At 47.3% G+C, this 16,021-nt stretch carries 17 protein-coding genes and 2 pseudogenes; 4 read left to right on the forward strand and 15 right to left on the reverse strand.

The window, feature by feature from the left end; all coding sequences use genetic code 11:
- The 10 genes and pseudogenes from E5342_RS17320 to E5342_RS17365 all read right to left on the reverse strand — a co-directional run.
- Positions 1 to 274 (reverse strand): annotated as a pseudogene (locus tag E5342_RS17320) (AAA family ATPase); the annotation flags it as partial.
- Positions 264 to 617: a helix-turn-helix domain-containing protein gene (locus E5342_RS17325; protein WP_005856071.1), complete on the reverse strand. Its 354-nt coding sequence runs from the start codon at positions 615 to 617 to the stop codon at positions 264 to 266. The gene E5342_RS17325 and the pseudogene E5342_RS17320, both read right to left, overlap by 11 nt.
- 252 nt (positions 618 to 869) lie before the next feature.
- Positions 870 to 1,274 carry a helix-turn-helix domain-containing protein gene (locus E5342_RS17330; RefSeq protein ID WP_118421078.1) on the reverse strand — a complete coding sequence of 135 codons (405 nt, stop codon included), beginning with the start codon at positions 1,272 to 1,274 and terminating at the stop codon, positions 870 to 872.
- Positions 1,275 to 1,277: 3 nt separating this feature from the next.
- On the reverse strand, positions 1,278 to 2,507 hold the full coding sequence (locus tag E5342_RS17335) for a site-specific integrase (RefSeq protein ID WP_007656426.1): 1,230 nt from the start codon (positions 2,505 to 2,507) through the stop codon (positions 1,278 to 1,280).
- A 176-nt stretch (positions 2,508 to 2,683) separates the two neighbouring features.
- Positions 2,684 to 4,000 (reverse strand): annotated as a pseudogene (locus E5342_RS17340) (TraG family conjugative transposon ATPase); the annotation flags it as partial.
- The gene (locus tag E5342_RS17345) at positions 3,985 to 4,320 is read right to left on the reverse strand and encodes a DUF4133 domain-containing protein (protein ID WP_135959912.1); all 336 of its coding nucleotides are present in this window, start codon (positions 4,318 to 4,320) and stop codon (positions 3,985 to 3,987) included. The gene E5342_RS17345 and the pseudogene E5342_RS17340, both read right to left, overlap by 16 nt.
- Before the next feature lie 31 nt (positions 4,321 to 4,351).
- Positions 4,352 to 4,651, reverse strand: a complete 300-nt coding sequence (locus E5342_RS17350; protein WP_024986817.1) for a DUF4134 domain-containing protein — start codon at positions 4,649 to 4,651, stop codon at positions 4,352 to 4,354.
- Positions 4,652 to 4,800: 149 nt separating this feature from the next.
- Positions 4,801 to 5,523 (reverse strand): conjugal transfer protein, encoded by a 723-nt coding sequence (locus E5342_RS17355; protein WP_135959913.1) that lies wholly within the window; start codon positions 5,521 to 5,523, stop codon positions 4,801 to 4,803.
- Positions 5,524 to 5,535: 12 nt separating this feature from the next.
- The gene (locus tag E5342_RS17360; protein ID WP_135959914.1) at positions 5,536 to 5,898 is read right to left on the reverse strand and encodes a DUF3408 domain-containing protein; all 363 of its coding nucleotides are present in this window, start codon (positions 5,896 to 5,898) and stop codon (positions 5,536 to 5,538) included.
- A gap of 3 nt (positions 5,899 to 5,901) precedes the next feature.
- The gene (locus E5342_RS17365) at positions 5,902 to 6,660 is read right to left on the reverse strand and encodes a ParA family protein (RefSeq protein ID WP_135959915.1); all 759 of its coding nucleotides are present in this window, start codon (positions 6,658 to 6,660) and stop codon (positions 5,902 to 5,904) included.
- 82 nt (positions 6,661 to 6,742) lie between these two features.
- On the opposite strand from E5342_RS17365, the gene E5342_RS19425 reads away from it, so the two are divergent.
- The gene (locus E5342_RS19425; RefSeq protein ID WP_168354513.1) at positions 6,743 to 6,916 is read left to right on the forward strand and encodes a hypothetical protein; all 174 of its coding nucleotides are present in this window, start codon (positions 6,743 to 6,745) and stop codon (positions 6,914 to 6,916) included.
- A 17-nt stretch (positions 6,917 to 6,933) separates the two neighbouring features.
- Here E5342_RS19425 and E5342_RS19430 read toward each other — a convergent pair whose 3' ends face one another.
- Entirely contained in the window at positions 6,934 to 7,092 is a 159-nt protein-coding gene (locus E5342_RS19430; protein WP_168354514.1) for a hypothetical protein, read from the reverse strand.
- Positions 7,093 to 7,430: 338 nt separating this feature from the next.
- Between E5342_RS19430 and mobA the strand changes: the two genes are divergently transcribed.
- From mobA to mobC, 3 genes are read left to right on the forward strand one after another with little or no spacing between them, the layout of a single operon-like run.
- Entirely contained in the window at positions 7,431 to 7,877 is a 447-nt protein-coding gene (mobA, locus tag E5342_RS17375; RefSeq protein WP_135959922.1) for a conjugal transfer protein MobA, read from the forward strand.
- Complete coding sequence (mobB, locus tag E5342_RS17380; RefSeq protein WP_135959916.1) at positions 7,852 to 9,078, forward strand: conjugal transfer protein MobB; 1,227 nt, start codon at positions 7,852 to 7,854, stop codon at positions 9,076 to 9,078. The genes mobA and mobB overlap by 26 nt, the downstream gene beginning before the upstream one ends.
- Before the next feature lie 46 nt (positions 9,079 to 9,124).
- Entirely contained in the window at positions 9,125 to 11,137 is a 2,013-nt protein-coding gene (gene mobC, locus E5342_RS17385) for a conjugal transfer protein MobC (RefSeq protein ID WP_168354515.1), read from the forward strand.
- 59 nt (positions 11,138 to 11,196) lie between these two features.
- Here mobC and E5342_RS17390 read toward each other — a convergent pair whose 3' ends face one another.
- The 4 genes from E5342_RS17390 to E5342_RS17405 form a co-directional block, all read right to left on the reverse strand.
- Positions 11,197 to 11,811, reverse strand: coding sequence for an RteC domain-containing protein (locus E5342_RS17390; RefSeq protein WP_135959918.1), 615 nt, complete (start codon positions 11,809 to 11,811; stop codon positions 11,197 to 11,199).
- A 106-nt stretch (positions 11,812 to 11,917) separates the two neighbouring features.
- Positions 11,918 to 12,757, reverse strand: coding sequence for a helix-turn-helix transcriptional regulator (locus E5342_RS17395; RefSeq protein WP_135959919.1), 840 nt, complete (start codon positions 12,755 to 12,757; stop codon positions 11,918 to 11,920).
- Between the two features lie 207 nt (positions 12,758 to 12,964).
- Entirely contained in the window at positions 12,965 to 15,280 is a 2,316-nt protein-coding gene (locus tag E5342_RS17400; RefSeq protein ID WP_135959920.1) for a rhomboid family intramembrane serine protease, read from the reverse strand.
- Between the two features lie 50 nt (positions 15,281 to 15,330).
- Positions 15,331 to 15,969 (reverse strand): hypothetical protein, encoded by a 639-nt coding sequence (locus E5342_RS17405; protein WP_135959921.1) that lies wholly within the window; start codon positions 15,967 to 15,969, stop codon positions 15,331 to 15,333.
- Positions 15,970 to 16,021: the final 52 nt, after the last annotated feature.

Consider the following 16,021-nt stretch of genomic DNA (forward strand, 5'->3'; position numbering starts at 1 on the left):
GTGGCAGGTATGCCGAATACTTCAGTACCTCGTCATTCTTCAACGCTGCCGCAACAATGGCGGAAATATTGAATGTCTTTTTGCTCTTGGCTTTGCCTGTGGATGCGCTGAAATTACCCAGCGTGCCAATGGTAGAGCCGTTCACCCAGAGTATTTCGGGCGGCACTTCGTAAGTGTCCGTCACCTTTAAATGAATGGTTTTCCAAAGGGCTGCGAAATCCTCTTTCTGCATGGTAACACCCTGCCCGGCTTCTTCTTTCCTCTTATTTTCCATAGTTACGGATTTTCCGGTTTGCGCTCTTGGCGATGGCGAGTGCCGCCTCGTCCTTGTCGTTCACCCTTTTTGCAAGGTTTTCCGCCCACGTGAGAAGCTCTTTCCGTGAGAAAAGCAATTTGTTCCCGTATTTGCGGAACGGCACTTCCTTTTTTGCGGTCAGCTTGTAGAGCCGTGCCTTTGAAATCAGAAAACCGTGTCGTTCCAGCACCTCTACCGCCACATCGGGCGTGAGGTTGTCGGGTTCGTTCCTCGGCTGGGTGAATCCTGCCAATGACTGGGAAACGGTTTCGCTCACGATAGCCCGGAGTTCTTCGGGCGTTGTCAGAATAATGTTCGTCATATTTTCTTCCTTTTTTAGTTATTACTTGGCTACCGTCATAGCCGTTGCAACCGGTTGATGCCGCAAAGGAAGAATAAAAGAAACCGATTATTCAATTACTAATCACTTGACACAGACCGGACAACTTGGGACAATGCAGGACATCCGGCAAGATTGGAGCGGGATAAAAAAAGGGACAAACGATGTATTGGTGATTTTGTCCTTCCAACACACCGTTTGTCCTATGTATGTTAAGTGATTATGCGAATGCCGCTATTTCACATCCTTTAACCTTTCAAGTTGGGAAACGACTTCTTTTATTACGAAATATTTGTTTCCCGACAGCCCTATGTTCGAACGGGATATGAAACCGAGTTCCTCCCACCGGGCTACGGTCTGCCTGCTCACGCCCGCCATTTTCGCCAATGTCTTTTGGTCTATCAGTTCCCTGCCCTCGAATACGGGGTACTTGTATTTACGGGTGGCATGGCTGAACCTTATTTTCTCTATCGCCTTGTCCACGTCTTTAACAGTAGGGGGAATATATGATTTCACTTGCAGTACGGCTTCTTCTATTTCGTAGCCTGCGTATTCGGGATTCTGCGCCAGTTCCCCGTAAATGGCACTGAAACATTCAAGGTGTCTAATCTTCACTGTCTTGGTTTTCTTGTTCGGCATGGCTCAATCGAATTTGGTTAATAACTGCGCATTCCTTATCCGCTCCTCCTGCTCGAAACTGGCGAGGTAGTTCTCCGTGATGGCAAGGCTTGAATGCCCCAAACTCTCGGATATGTAAGCGATGTTCGTTCCGCTGCGTTTTAAGACAGTCGCATAGGAATGCCGGGCGGAATAGGTCGTGAAACGGGGGACACCGACAGCTTGGGCTATTTTAGCCAAAGCGATGTTGCAACGGTGCGTTACCCGTCTGACAATATTGGAAATGACAAATTCGTCCTCCGTTTCTCTGGCGTACTTGAACAGGAAAGTATCGGGTTTCCCATCGTCAGGGTTTCCCCACCGTTTTATAATATCCCGCATTTCGGGAGTGAGTACCGCCCTTATTTCCCGTATATGGTTGGACGTGTGCGATGTCTTGGAGCGTACAAAGCAGATTTCACCGTCCACGATGTTTCCATACCGCAAGAAAAGCATATCCCTGAAATTGATACCGTTGCACAGGTAGGAGAAAAACCAAAAATCCCGGTACTTCTCAACGGTCTTGCTGCCCTTGTATGTCACGACTTTTTTTATCTGTTCCATCGTCAAGGCTAACTTTCGGCTGTTGCCGCTCGGAATCTCGTACTTCCCCCTGCCGAACGGGTATTGGGCTTCTTTTAAAATCCCGTTGCGTCTTGCGTCATTCACCACGCATTTAAGGGCTTTCATATAGAAATTTATGGTGGTGACGGTCTTGCCCTCGTTCCGCAGGAACTTGTCAAGGCGTGACAGCCAGTCCGCAGAAACCGCAGAGAACGGCACGCTGCCGCCTGCGAACCGTTCTATGCTTTTCAACGTGCTGCGGTAGTTATAATAGGAATTTACCTGCCCGTTGAGTTTGAATGCGTCTATTTTCCCCTGTATGGCTGTGTTAAGGGTTGTACCCGTACACCTGCCCAACCTCATGCTGAGCGCATCGAAACAGAAGTCCCCACGTTCCGCAAGGGCTTCCACTTGGCTTTTTATGATGGAGAAACTGTTTTCCACGCTTGCCCGTATCTCAATCAGTCTGCGGCTCTTGCTTTCGGCAAGGATTTCCCAGTCCTCTTTGGACAATTCCTTTCCGGTGGAATAATATTTCTGCTTGCGGTTGTGTATCACTTGTATCTTGACAGGGAACAGACCGCTTTTCTTCGCCCTACGTGCATCCAGTACCGATAGTACGGATATTCCATCTTTTGAATACTTGAACATAGGCTGCCTTGTTTATTGTTATACGTCTATTTTGTACATACGATTTGCATACAAAAATAGAGATTATCGGAAAAAACAGCAAATCAAAAGCCAAATCATTTTCCTAATAATCTCTAAATATCAGTTATTTATATACAAACTCAAACAATATAAAAATGGTAAAAATATAGGGTATTATTACGGTTGGTAGTTACGCCACGTTTCATCGGCAGGTCGGAAATGTCCACGTGCAGCGGTTTCCCGCTGATGCGGTCTGACATCTTCAGCCCGAAAGGTGACACTGAGCTGCGGTAGTTCGTTTCTTCCACCCAGAAACAGAGAGCCTGTTCGATGAACGTGTAGAAACTCTCCTCCGCCGGGAAGTCCGCACCATTTCCCGGCATCGCCGCCCAATACAGCGTAGCGGCGTCCACCGTGTTATGGCGTGGCTTGCATTCCATCATGGCGATCTGACTGCCCACGTCATTGCGCATGTTCTTCACCTCCATCGGGTTGTCCGTCCATGCGATAATGTTGCAGTGGGCACGTACCGAGGTAAGCCCGAACGAATGTGCGTCATTCAGGTACAGGTCAATCCACTCTTTATTAATCTGGTTGCTCCGTGAGTACTTCGAGAGCGACTGCATGTTGCGTGCGCTCTTCTCAAAACGTTGCAGGTTCTCGCCGCTGTCATCCAGAAAAACGTACTGGTTGTATAGATGATTGCACGAGAGTAGCAGACCTACCGGACTGGCGAATGACAGCTTGCAGTCGCTTTTGTCCGTTGATAATCGCTCATACCGGCAGTCCGTACCCACCTTGTTAGGCAACGCATCCAGTTCCGAGAGCGTATGCACCGAAACGTGCTTGTCACCGACACGCAGGCCATCATCTCCGAGTTCGATGTCTTCCAGCGTAGTGGTATCTGCCATTGACAGACAGAAATACTTCTCCACCAGTCCGGTCTTATCCTCCGTACCGGTAATCTCATCACCGCCGAGCCGTCTTAGACGCACCAGTCCCGTATCGTTTACGATCCGGGCGAATTGCCCCACCGTATCCAGAAAATGGGCGGTAGTATCTTTGTCCACCTCTTTGGGGATGATGAATCCTCTGCACAGCGAAGAGAAATTGCTCTGCATCCTCATGCGCTCTTTCGTTGTCTTGGTCAGGTACAGATAGCATTTATGGTTCAGGAAAGGTCGCTCATTGAAGTGCAGCTCGTAACTTCGGGAAAGGAAACTTAAATTCTCCTTGTCTGTCTGGCTGCGGTAATCCTCCCGGATAAACCAATCCTGCTTATGTACCACCGTATAATTGGGCAGTACCTTGATAGCCTTTGCCCATGCCGCATGGATAGCCTCATACTCTGCCGCCGTCACCGTGAAGAGTTCGGGCAGCTCCACCTCAAAGACGGCGGTGATGTCCGCATCTTTGGAAATGATACAGTCCGCTTCGACAGCGAGAAGCGGAAACTTGCTTTCCAATGTGGCAGCTTTTAGTGTGTTCCGCATACATTCTTCTTTTTAATCGTGAATAACTTTCGGGGACTGATTCGGTTGATCAGGTAGCGGGGATGCTGTTTCTTGGCCAACAGCTTCATCAGCCCATGTTCTCCGAACTTGCCGTTCAAGTGAAATGTCAGCCAGACCAATGCGGAGGCGGACGTTACACCGAAAGCGATGCAGAGCCATTGACCGATTCCGGCCATATAGAGAATGACAAACAGCACGAACAGGGCCAGCAGCCCGCCGGCAAAAATAAAAAGGTATTGTGCCTTGAGTCCCTTGAACTCCGCACTCTCGCCGATCCCCTTGTTCAGTTCATAATCCATATACATTATTATATATAGGTGAATCTATCCCTTAGAGGAAGAACGAACGCAGGATAGTGGCGGCGACAATCAAAAAGATGCACGCACCGAACCAAGAGGATGCCACCTTGCTCACATCCGGATCGCCGGAACTAAACTTATTGTATACTTTAATCCCGCCGACCAAGCCAATCACGGCTCCGATGGCATAACACAATTTCGTACCCGGATCGAAATAGCTCGTGACCATCTTGGTCGCTTCTGTGATACCGGCTGAACCATTCCCTTGCGCATAGAGCGAGCCTGTAGCGATCAGTATAACCGCCACGAATACAAGTCTTTTCGTATTCATAAAATAATTGGATTTGAAATGTGGAGCACGACGGTAGAAGAACCCGCCGTGTCCTGTTGTTAATTAAATTTGTTTGGGGTTTTCTCGTGGGAAATAAATAGGTGGGCTATCCGTAATCTCTTTCCTTCATGTACATTTTACTTTATTCGTTAGACAATATCACTGAGGGAAAAAGTATCCGGTATGGTTTCTGTCGCCGATTCGCTGTCCGGGCAGCTCCGTCTGCGGTATGCCGTAAGGTGTAACTCTATCAGCGAGCCGATCCGTTCCTCACGTTCTGCATCACCGGAGGTCAACTGGTCGAACATCGGGGTGTTACGAAGCTCTGCCAGCGTCTTTCCGGCCTGAAGCCTTTCCTCTTCACTGGCTGCTTCACCACTGACCGCTACACGTACCGCCAGTCCCATGTCCTCGAAGCGGATGCCCGTAGCTTGCGGTGTGTATCCTGGCAGACGTTTGTCCTGCTCGTCATCGTCTATCGGAGGATCATCATCAGTCGGTTCTTCCCGGAACTCCAAAGGGACATCCATATCTTCCATCAGTTCCAGTTCTTCCGGCATCGAATCCCCTTCGGCAAACAGTTTGTCCAGTTCCTCGGCGGAAACTATTTTCGGGTACTTTTCCTTCTCCGGTGCAAAAGTATCGGCTTCATTTACAGGTTTTTCATTTTCATTTTTTCCGGGTATTTGTGGCGTGGAGTGGCTAAGAGAAAATGTACTTTTGCCTAAAATATCACTTACGTCCACCGCCATTCGGGTAAGAATCTGCTCGGCTTTTTCCGCTCTTTTCCTTCGGTTGTTCCGCTCGTAACAGAGGTAGGCGACTATCCACAGCAGATAGCCGCCGATAAGTAAGAATAAGGTTGCTGACATGGTTTCTGGGGGTTAAAACAGTTCGGTACTTCGTTTTTTATATTCCTTCGTGATCTCGTCTTGGTAGGTAGCAAAGTGTTGTTCCAGTACATTGTCCACATAGCTGAATATGGACATCTCGTTGTTCCCGATTGTCTGGACAATCTTCTGAATCCGTTCGTGGAACTCTTTACGCAAGTAGATGGTCTTGCCAAGCCGTGCGCAGACCGGTGACTCATGGATGAACAGACGGACATATTCGTTCTCTTCATCGGCCTGTCTTTTATTTCCGGCCACTTGCACCTGTCTGTCTGCCGGTCGTTCTTCTTTGAACGAGGCGACTATGGAGTTCTCGTCGATGTCCGTCAGGTTTATTTTTTTCCGTTCGTTTCCCATAGCCTACTTTTTGATAATGGACAACAATTCTTCCGTAATCTCTTTCAGATTACTGCCTTTGACCAGCGTACTGTCCGCAGGGAACAGCGTGGAACGGAACAATGCCTTATGTTCTCCCGTCAGCTCACGGCGGAACCGTTTGCTGTCCGGCAAGAAGGTATTCAGCACTTTCAATCCCAGCTCGCTGATCACTTGTTCATACACCGTGTACAGTTCCGATTTCTCCCGACCGTCCACCATGTTCCACAGCAGGTACAACCCTTTGATATTCGTCTTGCCCGTAGCGATCAGCGTATCATTCAGCCGGCTCGCAAAGCGGAGTGTACTTTCCATCACCACCCTATCGGCAGCAATGGGGGAAAAGATATAGTCCATGTTCGCCAGCGTGTTCAGCACGCCCGTGCTGTTTACCGTACCCGGGAGGTCAAAGAACACGATGTCCGTTTCCGGCATCTTTTCCAACAGTTCGTCCGCTTTCGTGATGGCGTCCTCGGCCGTACTCTCCGCTATCGGATAGGCTTTCTTCCGTATCCGTTGCAGTTGCTTGTACGCCATCAGTTTATAATGTTCGTCCTCCATGACCGTTCTCAGGTCACGTTTTCTCATCTCGGCAATACTGTGTTGCGGGTAATCGCAATCCACTACCGCCACATTCATTCCTTTCACATAGTGCAAGTAACTTGCCACCAGTACGGTCAACGTTGTTTTTCCTGCTCCGCCTTTTTGAGTGGAAAAGGCGATAAAGAGTGTTTCTTTTTTCATGATGCAGTTTGTTTACAAGTGATACTTTTGAATCAACGCCGCAAATAAAAAAGGAAAAAGAGGGAAAATTCATAGTTGGGAAATGGCGAGGTTCGAGTGGCCGGCTCCTGACATAGAATGGCTGGATGAACAGCCAACCGACCGAAAGATTATCCGTCTGATTAGCCAATCGGATACTTGTTCGACCACACATGATATTACTGGATTGTATTGCTTATCGGATAACCAGCCAAGGAAACAGCCGAACAATAAATAAACTGTCCGAACAAAAGGTTATCCGCTTGGTTGGCTGATTAGCCGGACAACCGCACCAACGTTGCAATGACTAACCGTCTGATTGGTTACCTGACCGATTGGTCGTTCAGGTAACCAATCGATCATCTCGCCATCATCGACTGCCCGTTTCTCCTTTGTTCCACCCCATGTGTACAAGTGGCTATCATTTGGCGCAATTTGGCTAATATTGTTGATATACAACAAATTACACAACAATCTAACTTTGCGCCATCCAACCGGGGAATGGGTCGTTTGCTTCCCGCCGGTCGTTAACTCCCGCTTTCCCCGAAAGCGTTCTTTCCTCTTCGGAGAGGAAAGATTTATGTTCACCAGAACATAGCAAGCTGTGTTTTTTGCAGCACCACTCCGTTTTGCAGCAAAAAACGCTTGCCCTTGCAGGGGGCTGCAATTTGCTCCGAAGTCGCAAATTGTGGGAGGGAAGCTAACGGCGGCAATTCCTCCGGGTGGAATTGTACCACATAAAAAATGTATATATGAACAACGAGAAAAAGCATTCCCACACACGGGGGAAAGGGGGCAGATTACCCAAGTCGAACCCGGCTGTCCGCCGTGAAACCGTCAATCTGGACGAAGCCAGCCATGCACGGTTTCTCACCATGTTTGAGCAGTCCGGCCTGTTGTCCAAATCCAAGTTCATCGCCGCACGGATCTTTAACGAAGAGTTCAGGGTGATCCGAACAGACCGTGCCACAATGGAGTATGTAGCCAAGCTCACGGAACTGTTTCAGCAGTTCCGTGCCATAGGAGTAAATTACAACCAAGCCGTCAAGGAGTTACACATCCATTTCACCGAGAAGAAAGCGTTGGCACTGCTCTACAAACTTGAAAAGCTCACCCTTGAACTCGTGGAGTTGAACCGCCGGATTGTTGAACTTTCCCAAAAACTCGCCTCACATGGTAGCCAAGATCAGCGTGGGTAAGAATCTATACGGCGCATTGGCCTACAACCAGAACAAGGTCGATGAAGGCGGAGCGAAAATCCTTTCCACGCATCTACTTCGCTATCCCGAAGACGGGCGTTTTCGCCCGGATGAATCCATGCGGCAGCTTCTCGAATGGATGCCGAGCCATTACCGTACCGAGAAGCCGGTCATACATATCTCCCTCAATCCGCATCCCGACGACATACTGACCGACGAGCAACTGGCGGAAATCGGCAGGGAATACATGCAACGGCTCGGTTATGGCAACCAGCCCTATCTTGTTTTCAAGCACGAGGAGATCGACCGGCACCATATCCACATCGTTTCCCTGCGTGTCGATAGTGAAGGCAGGAAAGTTTCTGACAAGTTCGAGCATCGCCGTAGCAAAGAGATTACCGAATTTCTGGAGCAGAAATACGGCCTTCATCCGGCGGAAGGTCAAAAGAAAGGTGAAGAGTGGCAGCTGAAGCCGGTAGATGCAGCCAAAGGGGACATCAAAAGACAGATTGCCCGCACGGTCAAACCTCTGCTCAAACTTTACAGCTTCCACACAATGGGCGAGTTCCGTGCCTTGCTTTCCCTGTATAATATAGGTATGGAAGAAGTAAAGGGGGAAATGGGCGGACGCACCTATCACGGCATACTCTATACCGCTCTGGACAACAACGGCGAAACGGTAGCCACTCCCATCAAGTCCTCCTGGCTGGGCAAAATGACAGGAGCGGAGCAACTGGACAAGAAGATGCGGGAAGCCACCGCAAAAGCCAAGTCCGATCCGTGCCGTGAACGGATTCGACCGTTAGTGGTTGACGCTCTGCGCCGGTCCGTGGACGAACGGGATTTTCGTGACCGCTTGGCAAAAGAACAGATAGACTTGGTTCTCCGCCGCAACGAAACCGGCAGGATTTACGGCGTTACCTTTATAGATCATCGCAGCCGAACCGTGCTCAACGGCTCACGTCTGGGTAAGGAGTTCTCGGCAAACATGCTCAACGGATGCTTTCAGGAACAGCCACAAAACCTCATGCCGCCACTTCAGTCACCCGTTCCTCCTGTTGTGGATCTCGAAAACGGGGAGAAAGTTTTGGGAGGGTTGCTTTCCGGCATGGAGCCGGAACTGAATTATGTACCCCGGCATCCCAAGCTCCTGAAACCCGACAAGAAGAAACGCCAGCATCGTTACGGTCGTCAGGACTGATCCCGTATTACAGAATCATTCATTCGATAACTTTTAAAAATTCAACATTATGTCACAAGAAGATGATCTTCGTGGACTGGCAAAAGTCATGGACTTTATGCGTGCCCTCAGCGTATTATTCGTAGTGGTCAATATCTATTGGTTCTGCTATCCCTCCATCCGGGAGTGGAACGTCAATATCGGAGTGGTGGACAGGATTCTGCTGAACTTCCAGCGCACGACCGGGTTGTTCGGCTCCATCCTTTGGACAAAACTCTTCTCCGTTACCTTCCTTGCTCTCTCGTGTCTGGGGACGAAAGGCGTAAAGGAGGAAAAAATCAAATGGGTGCATGTCTGGACAGCCCTTTTCGCTGGTTTCGTCCTCTTCTTTTTCAACTGGTGGTTGCTCGGACTGCCCATACCGTTAATGGCACGCACCGCCTTTTATATATTCACTCTTACCGTCGGTTACCTCTGCCTACTCGCTGCCGGTGTATGGATCTCCCGTCTGCTCAAACAGAATCTCATGGACGATGTATTCAATAACGAGAACGAAAGTTTCATGCAAGAAACCCGTTTGATTGAAAATGAATATTCTGTAAATCTGCCGACACGGTTCTATTATAACAAGAAATGGAATGACGGCTGGATCAATGTCGTGAACCCGTTCCGTGCCTCCATCGTATTGGGAACGCCCGGTTCGGGAAAGTCTTTTGCAGTGGTAAATTCCTATATCAAACAGCAGATAGAGAAAGGCTATGCCGCCTATATCTACGATTTCAAGTTTCCTGACCTCTCTACCATTGCTTACAATCACCTGATCAGCCATTTGGAGGGGTATAAAGTGCCGCCGAAGTTCTACGTCATCAACTTCGACGATCCCTCACGCAGCCATCGCTGCAACCCCCTCAACCCGAAGTTCATGACCGACATCTCCGATGCTTACGAGAGTTCGTACAGCATCATGCTCAACCTCAACCGGTCGTGGGCGGCGAAACAGGGTGATTTCTTTGTCGAGTCACCCACCATTCTCTTTGCCGCCATCATCTGGTTCTTGCGGGTGTACAAGGACGGCAGGTATTGCACCTTCCCCCATGCCGTCGAGTTCCTCAACAAGCCTTACGAGCAGATTTTCCCCATCATGTCCTCTTATCCCGAATTGGAGAACTACCTCAGTCCCTTTCTCGATGCGTGGTTGGCGGGAGCCGCTGACCAGCTCATGGGTCAGATCGCCAGTGCAAAGATACCCTTGTCCCGCATGATCTCACCGGCACTCTATTGGGTGATGTCCGCCGACGAGTTCTCTTTGGACATCAACAACCCCGACGAGCCGAAAATCCTCTGCATAGGCAACAATCCCGACCGGCAGGCAATCTACGGTGCTGCGCTCGGCCTGTACAACAGTCGTATAGTGAAGATTGTCAATAAGAAAGGTAAGCTGAAAAGCTCCATCATCATTGATGAACTACCTACCATTTTCATCAAGGGACTGGACAACCTGATAGCCACCGCACGCAGTAACAAGGTCGCCGTACTACTCGGCTTTCAGGATTTCAGCCAGCTTATCCGTGACTATACCGACAAGGAGGCACAAGTGATTATCAACACGGTGGGTAACCTCTTTTCGGGGCAGGTCGTGGGGGAAACAGCCAAAACCCTCAGCGAAAGGTTCGGCAAGATACTCCAGAAACGCCACTCTATCTCTATCAACCGGCAGGACGTTTCCACCTCCATATCCACCCAGATGGACAGTCTCATTCCACCCAGCAAGATCAGCGGGCTGACACAGGGAATGTTCGTCGGCTCCGTTGCCGACAACTTCGGAGAGAGGATTGAGCAAAAAATCTTCCATTGTGAGATTGTTGTCGATGCCAAGAAAATTGCCGAAGAGGAAAAGACATACCAAAAGATACCCGTTATCACCAACTTCGTGGATGATGACGGGGTGGATCACATGAAGGAAATGGTACAGGAGAACTACAACCGGATCAAGGAGGATGTCAAACGGATCGTGACCGATGAATTGGAGCGCATCGCCAACGATCCCGCCCTCAAGCATCTCTTGGAACTGAATAAATGACAAAATCCCCTGTAAACGACTATGATTTACAGGGGATTTTGTCTGTTTCGGAAATCAGCTTACCTGCTACGGTAATGTTTCTCGTCATCTTCTTCCATCCGTTTGAGCAGCACTTCACGCAGGCGGTCAATGAAGTAGGTTCGTTCGTCCGCCTTTCGCCTGCGTATCCGTGCGTAGTAGCTCGAGGCGTTCTTCACGTCTATGCCCAGCAGCCCACACACGTGTTCCACTACACGTTTCAGCGTGACATCGCCGTCGTTGAACAGCTTCAGTTCATGGCAGGCGTACAGTAACTCTATCAGGTTGATAACGTCTGAAGTCCAGATAACCGGCGGGGCACCCGTCGGTGCGGCTGTTTTCACCAGACCGACCGGGTGTATCTCATAGGCGAACTTGCAGTAGGCTTGCATCCCTTCCAGATAGGTCAGCGTGCCGATAATATAGGAGTAACAGATCAAATGTTCCTTCTGTGTCGTGCGGTAATGTTCACGCAGGATGACCAGCCTGCAACTCAGGTATTGCAGCTGGAAAAGGACAATACTGATGTCGCTCTCCGCACGTTGCAGCTCATACACTTCCTTTACAAACTCTGTATTGGCTTTCGAGAGTGTTTCCTCGTTGCTGTTCTCTTGTCCCAGCAACAGGAGATAAGGGGTAACATTGAATAATCTCATAATGTTTTTCGTTTAAGTATGAAAATGGCTTCAATGTAGGGGCTTTACCTGACATGCTTGTTCCGCTTTTCGCCGAAAATACCGATGGTTATTCGCCCAGATAGAACTAACGGCGTTCCTTGCACAATTCATCGTACAAGTCTTTATGCAGCTCGCTCGGACTTTGCTTCATCTGCTCCATGCAGAACTCCCAGAAACGGTTGGCAGATACGAACCCGTTCTTCTCGGCTATCTCCATCAGCGGACGGTCGTAATAATACTTCAAGTCCCTCCGTATCTGTTCAATGCGTTGCTCTTTGAGCCACTTGTTGGCGGAGCGATGATAAATCTTGCGGAACCTCTCACGGAAAGTCGAAACACTCATGCAGAACATTCCGGCAAGTTCCTCTACGCTGTGCGTTCGGTAACTGTAGCGGTTCACCTTCATTCGGAAGACGGCGGTAAACAATGGCTTCAACCGTTTCTCGGCAAACTGGAAGTCCAGCTCGGTGAGGGGCGTGTACTGTCGGCTGATCTGTTTGCGCCGTTCCACAAAGAAATAGTCACACACCTCGTTGCACATATTGTACAGGGGTTGCGGCGTACCGGTACGATACAGCACCTCACATAGATACAGCATCTCCGGCGTGCGGTACGCTTTCCGGTAAGGCTCGACGAAATGGTGCAGCAGGTCGTTCTGTATCTCCACCTCTTTGGAGAGGGAGAGCAACATCAACAGTGGCTGATACTCCCTGCATGATACCGAAGGAAGTTCGGGCAGTTGTTCCATCTGCCGCAGGATATGGCGGCACAGCTCCGTGTTATGGGAGTAAGGTTCCAGCACAAGAAATTTTTTTGTACTTTTTGCCTTTAACAGCGCCTCCACATCCACACGGAGCGTATGGGTTATTTCTCTCAGTGATTCCGGTGCGGTTGTCACCAGTTGTTCGATAAATTTTGTTTCCATAATAATGTGTTTATTATAAATCCATGATGTATCCCATCTGAAATTTCACAAAGATAACCGCCATGATATGGTAACGACTTCCGCTTTTCGCCGGAAATATTTCCGTGTCTGGAAATAGAATTAAATTTTTACCTTATCCTTTATAAAGGAATAATATACCAGATAGTATGTGTTTTGAAGTATCTATTCATGGACGTCTACGGCTGTCTAATTTATTTTTATAGACTCTACAATTTTCAAAATTTCAGATTCAGAACTATCATCAGACGTTGTAGTAGCAATGATAAAACTTTCCAATGTTTTCTTATTCATATGAATAACAATATTCTGATTTATATAGATGTTTCCACCACCTGCTACTGCACATTCCATCTTCCCCGAAACCTTTTCAAATACTTTTCCATGAATATTTATATTTTCTACTCGAAATTCCTCCATAGACTTGGTCAACAGATCATGCATATGTTCCATCGCTTTTTCTGAAGGTGCTTTAAGGTAGCTGACGGTTAAACTATTGACACCATCTCCTTGAAGTTGAAGTATCTGCTTCGTATCAGACTTTTTTATTGTTTTCCAAGTTGATGGATATTGGCAACTGAAGCCACAACTGCTATTGACATATTCTTTCATTCCGTTGACTAAATCGGTTTCACTCCCGGTAAAAGTAGAAACATCCGTTGTATTTTGTGGAATCTGGAAGGAAGCATTGGATTCTGCCTCAATGGCATCTCTTTCGAAAAAAGCGTTTTGCGCATATTGTTCGAGTGTACCATTATCCCACATCTTTCTGATTTCCACAAAATCTGCTGGCAGATTGGATGTCTGTCCCGCAAAAAGAAAAGCGAAGATTAACACAAAAGAAATTTCTGTGAGTGAGATACAAAGGGGTGAAGACTTTTTCACCGCATATCGGTCGGTCAGCAGATATAGGATACCTAATACGACTCCGGATATAAGTCCACCAATATGGGCGGCATTGTCTATGTTTTCCACCCTTATACCGGATGTAAGGTTATAGAAAACAAAGAAACCGATACTGTACAACAGGGATTTACGTTGTCCTTTTTCTATCTTGTGATGAAATATCAGATAGGAAAGAAATATGCCATAAAGTCCGAATATTGAACCGGAAGCCCCGGCACTTATGATTTCCGGATGTATGGTCAGGCTGGCAAGAGCCGAAAACAATCCTGTCAGAAGATAAGCACTTATAAGCCTTCTTCCACCGATAAGCTGTTCCAGAAATACCCCGATATACAGTAATGCGTACATATTCATAAGTATATGAATTACTCCTATATGGATGAAATTGCAAGTAACGGTTCTCCACCAATCACCGGTAAGTGTAAGAGGACCGAAATCTGCACCCCATTTTATGATGGATATTCCCGTAGGGGCTATCAGGCTTACTCCACATATTGCCATGATTACAAATAAGGCGACATTGATATAGGTAAGCAGAGGCGTTGCTATATTCCCTTTACGGATTGTCAAAAGCGATCGCAAGGATGCATTCGCTTTTTCGTCCATACTCATAGAAGCCTCCTTATTTTCTTCAAAAGCAGAGAAATCTCTACATGTGTTTTCTCTGTCTGTATCAACAATGTATGATACGTCTTTCATCTTATCCAAAAGAGGCATGATACCATTGACCTGTTTGAATAACACTTCTTCTGTATATACGGGAATCAGTTGATAAATGGCTACCGAATCTCCATTGGGTAGTTGGCAGTTTTCCGCCCCGCTATCCCGTTCTTTAGGAATGGTGAGCAGGAGGGATGTCATGGAGGTATCATCATGTAACGGTGTACCATCGGATAGTGAGTGTCCACACGTGATCCATGTATTTCCCTGCTGAAGCCATGATGCGCATCGCAGAAGCCAATCAGTTGGCCACGTATCTTCCGTATTCCATGTTGGAGGCATACACATACAAAACTCACACCTCGAAGGAATTTCCTTATCCGGCACTGGTATAACAGAAGCTCCTACTCCACAGGTGACCAGTGTATAGCAGTCGAATCTGCTTGTTGGTTCGATGATGAGAATTTCCACTCCAGACGGTGAGACAATGCTTTTGGTGATACCTTTAATACCACCATAGAAATGACGGATATGAGAAAGTACGGTATTCTGCTCTTCTAAGGTATATGCACATGCGGTGTTGTCTACGGCCTTGGATACATTTGAAGGCATATTGTGACTGTTTTGCACCTGTTGCATGGCTGCTATGAGTTTGTCAAAGTTCTGCTTGTTCTTTCCCCAGTCAAAGAGCTGCATGGATGTACATACACTTGTAGCGAGAAGCTGTCCGTCTTTCCCGTCTATTACAGAAAGAACTACCTTTTCTTGCCACGATCTCAAACTTGCAGATGTATAAAATTCAGCTTCTTCACTTTTTATATTACCCGCTTGCCAACCGAGATGTTTGGATGCTTCAATAGCAAGAAGCATCAGTTCTTCGGAAGAATATCCGGCTAACTCTATTATTCGTTCACTTTTAGGTCTAAATCCTGTTGCCATATTTACAATATTATTATGTATAAAATATTCTTTTAAAGCTACCAAGTTGGTTAGAAACTTATTCTTTTCCTTTTCAGTATATCCGCCAACCAATCAGGAATGAACTTTTCCGCCCGTGGATATTTACTGAAATCTTCGCTAAAATCACTATCGCGGAATACCTTTTTCAGTTCTTCATATCTCGTATCGTAACCAAATCTTATATCCATATTATTGCCTTTGTCTATTGTTATTTTACATAGATAGAAAGCCCCCTCTTGCGGGCATAAGGAATACATCAGGTCTTTGAGTTTTTCTATTTTTCCTGAAAGGTGTATTGTAACATTAATACCAAGACGAAATTGAACTGGCTCGTTTCCCCTGTAATAGTAAATCTTAGTATAAGATGTGTTTTCAACGGTATAACAGTAAAAATCACATTTACTCCACTGGGCATAAGCCACCATTTTAGCCAAAATTTCCTTGATGCTGTTTACATAAGCACAGCATTTTTCATCATCTTTCCAAAGATTTAGTTGTGTACGATAAGGAATGTATTTGGCAGACGGTGTTACTTTGCTTGTTGAAGCGGGATATGGCAGCCTGTCATCTGAACAAGCAGTTTTGATACAATCGGTAAGATACCAGCTCCAAAACTCTTTATTACGCTCGTCATCAATAAAATCTAAATCGACAATACCGCCATTCATTAGTGTCCCATAAAAAATAGGGACTAGTTAAACATTAAATAAATTTGGCCCA

This window comes from Parabacteroides distasonis (genome assembly GCF_004793765.1).
In the GTDB taxonomy this organism is placed as follows: domain Bacteria; phylum Bacteroidota; class Bacteroidia; order Bacteroidales; family Tannerellaceae; genus Parabacteroides; species Parabacteroides distasonis_A.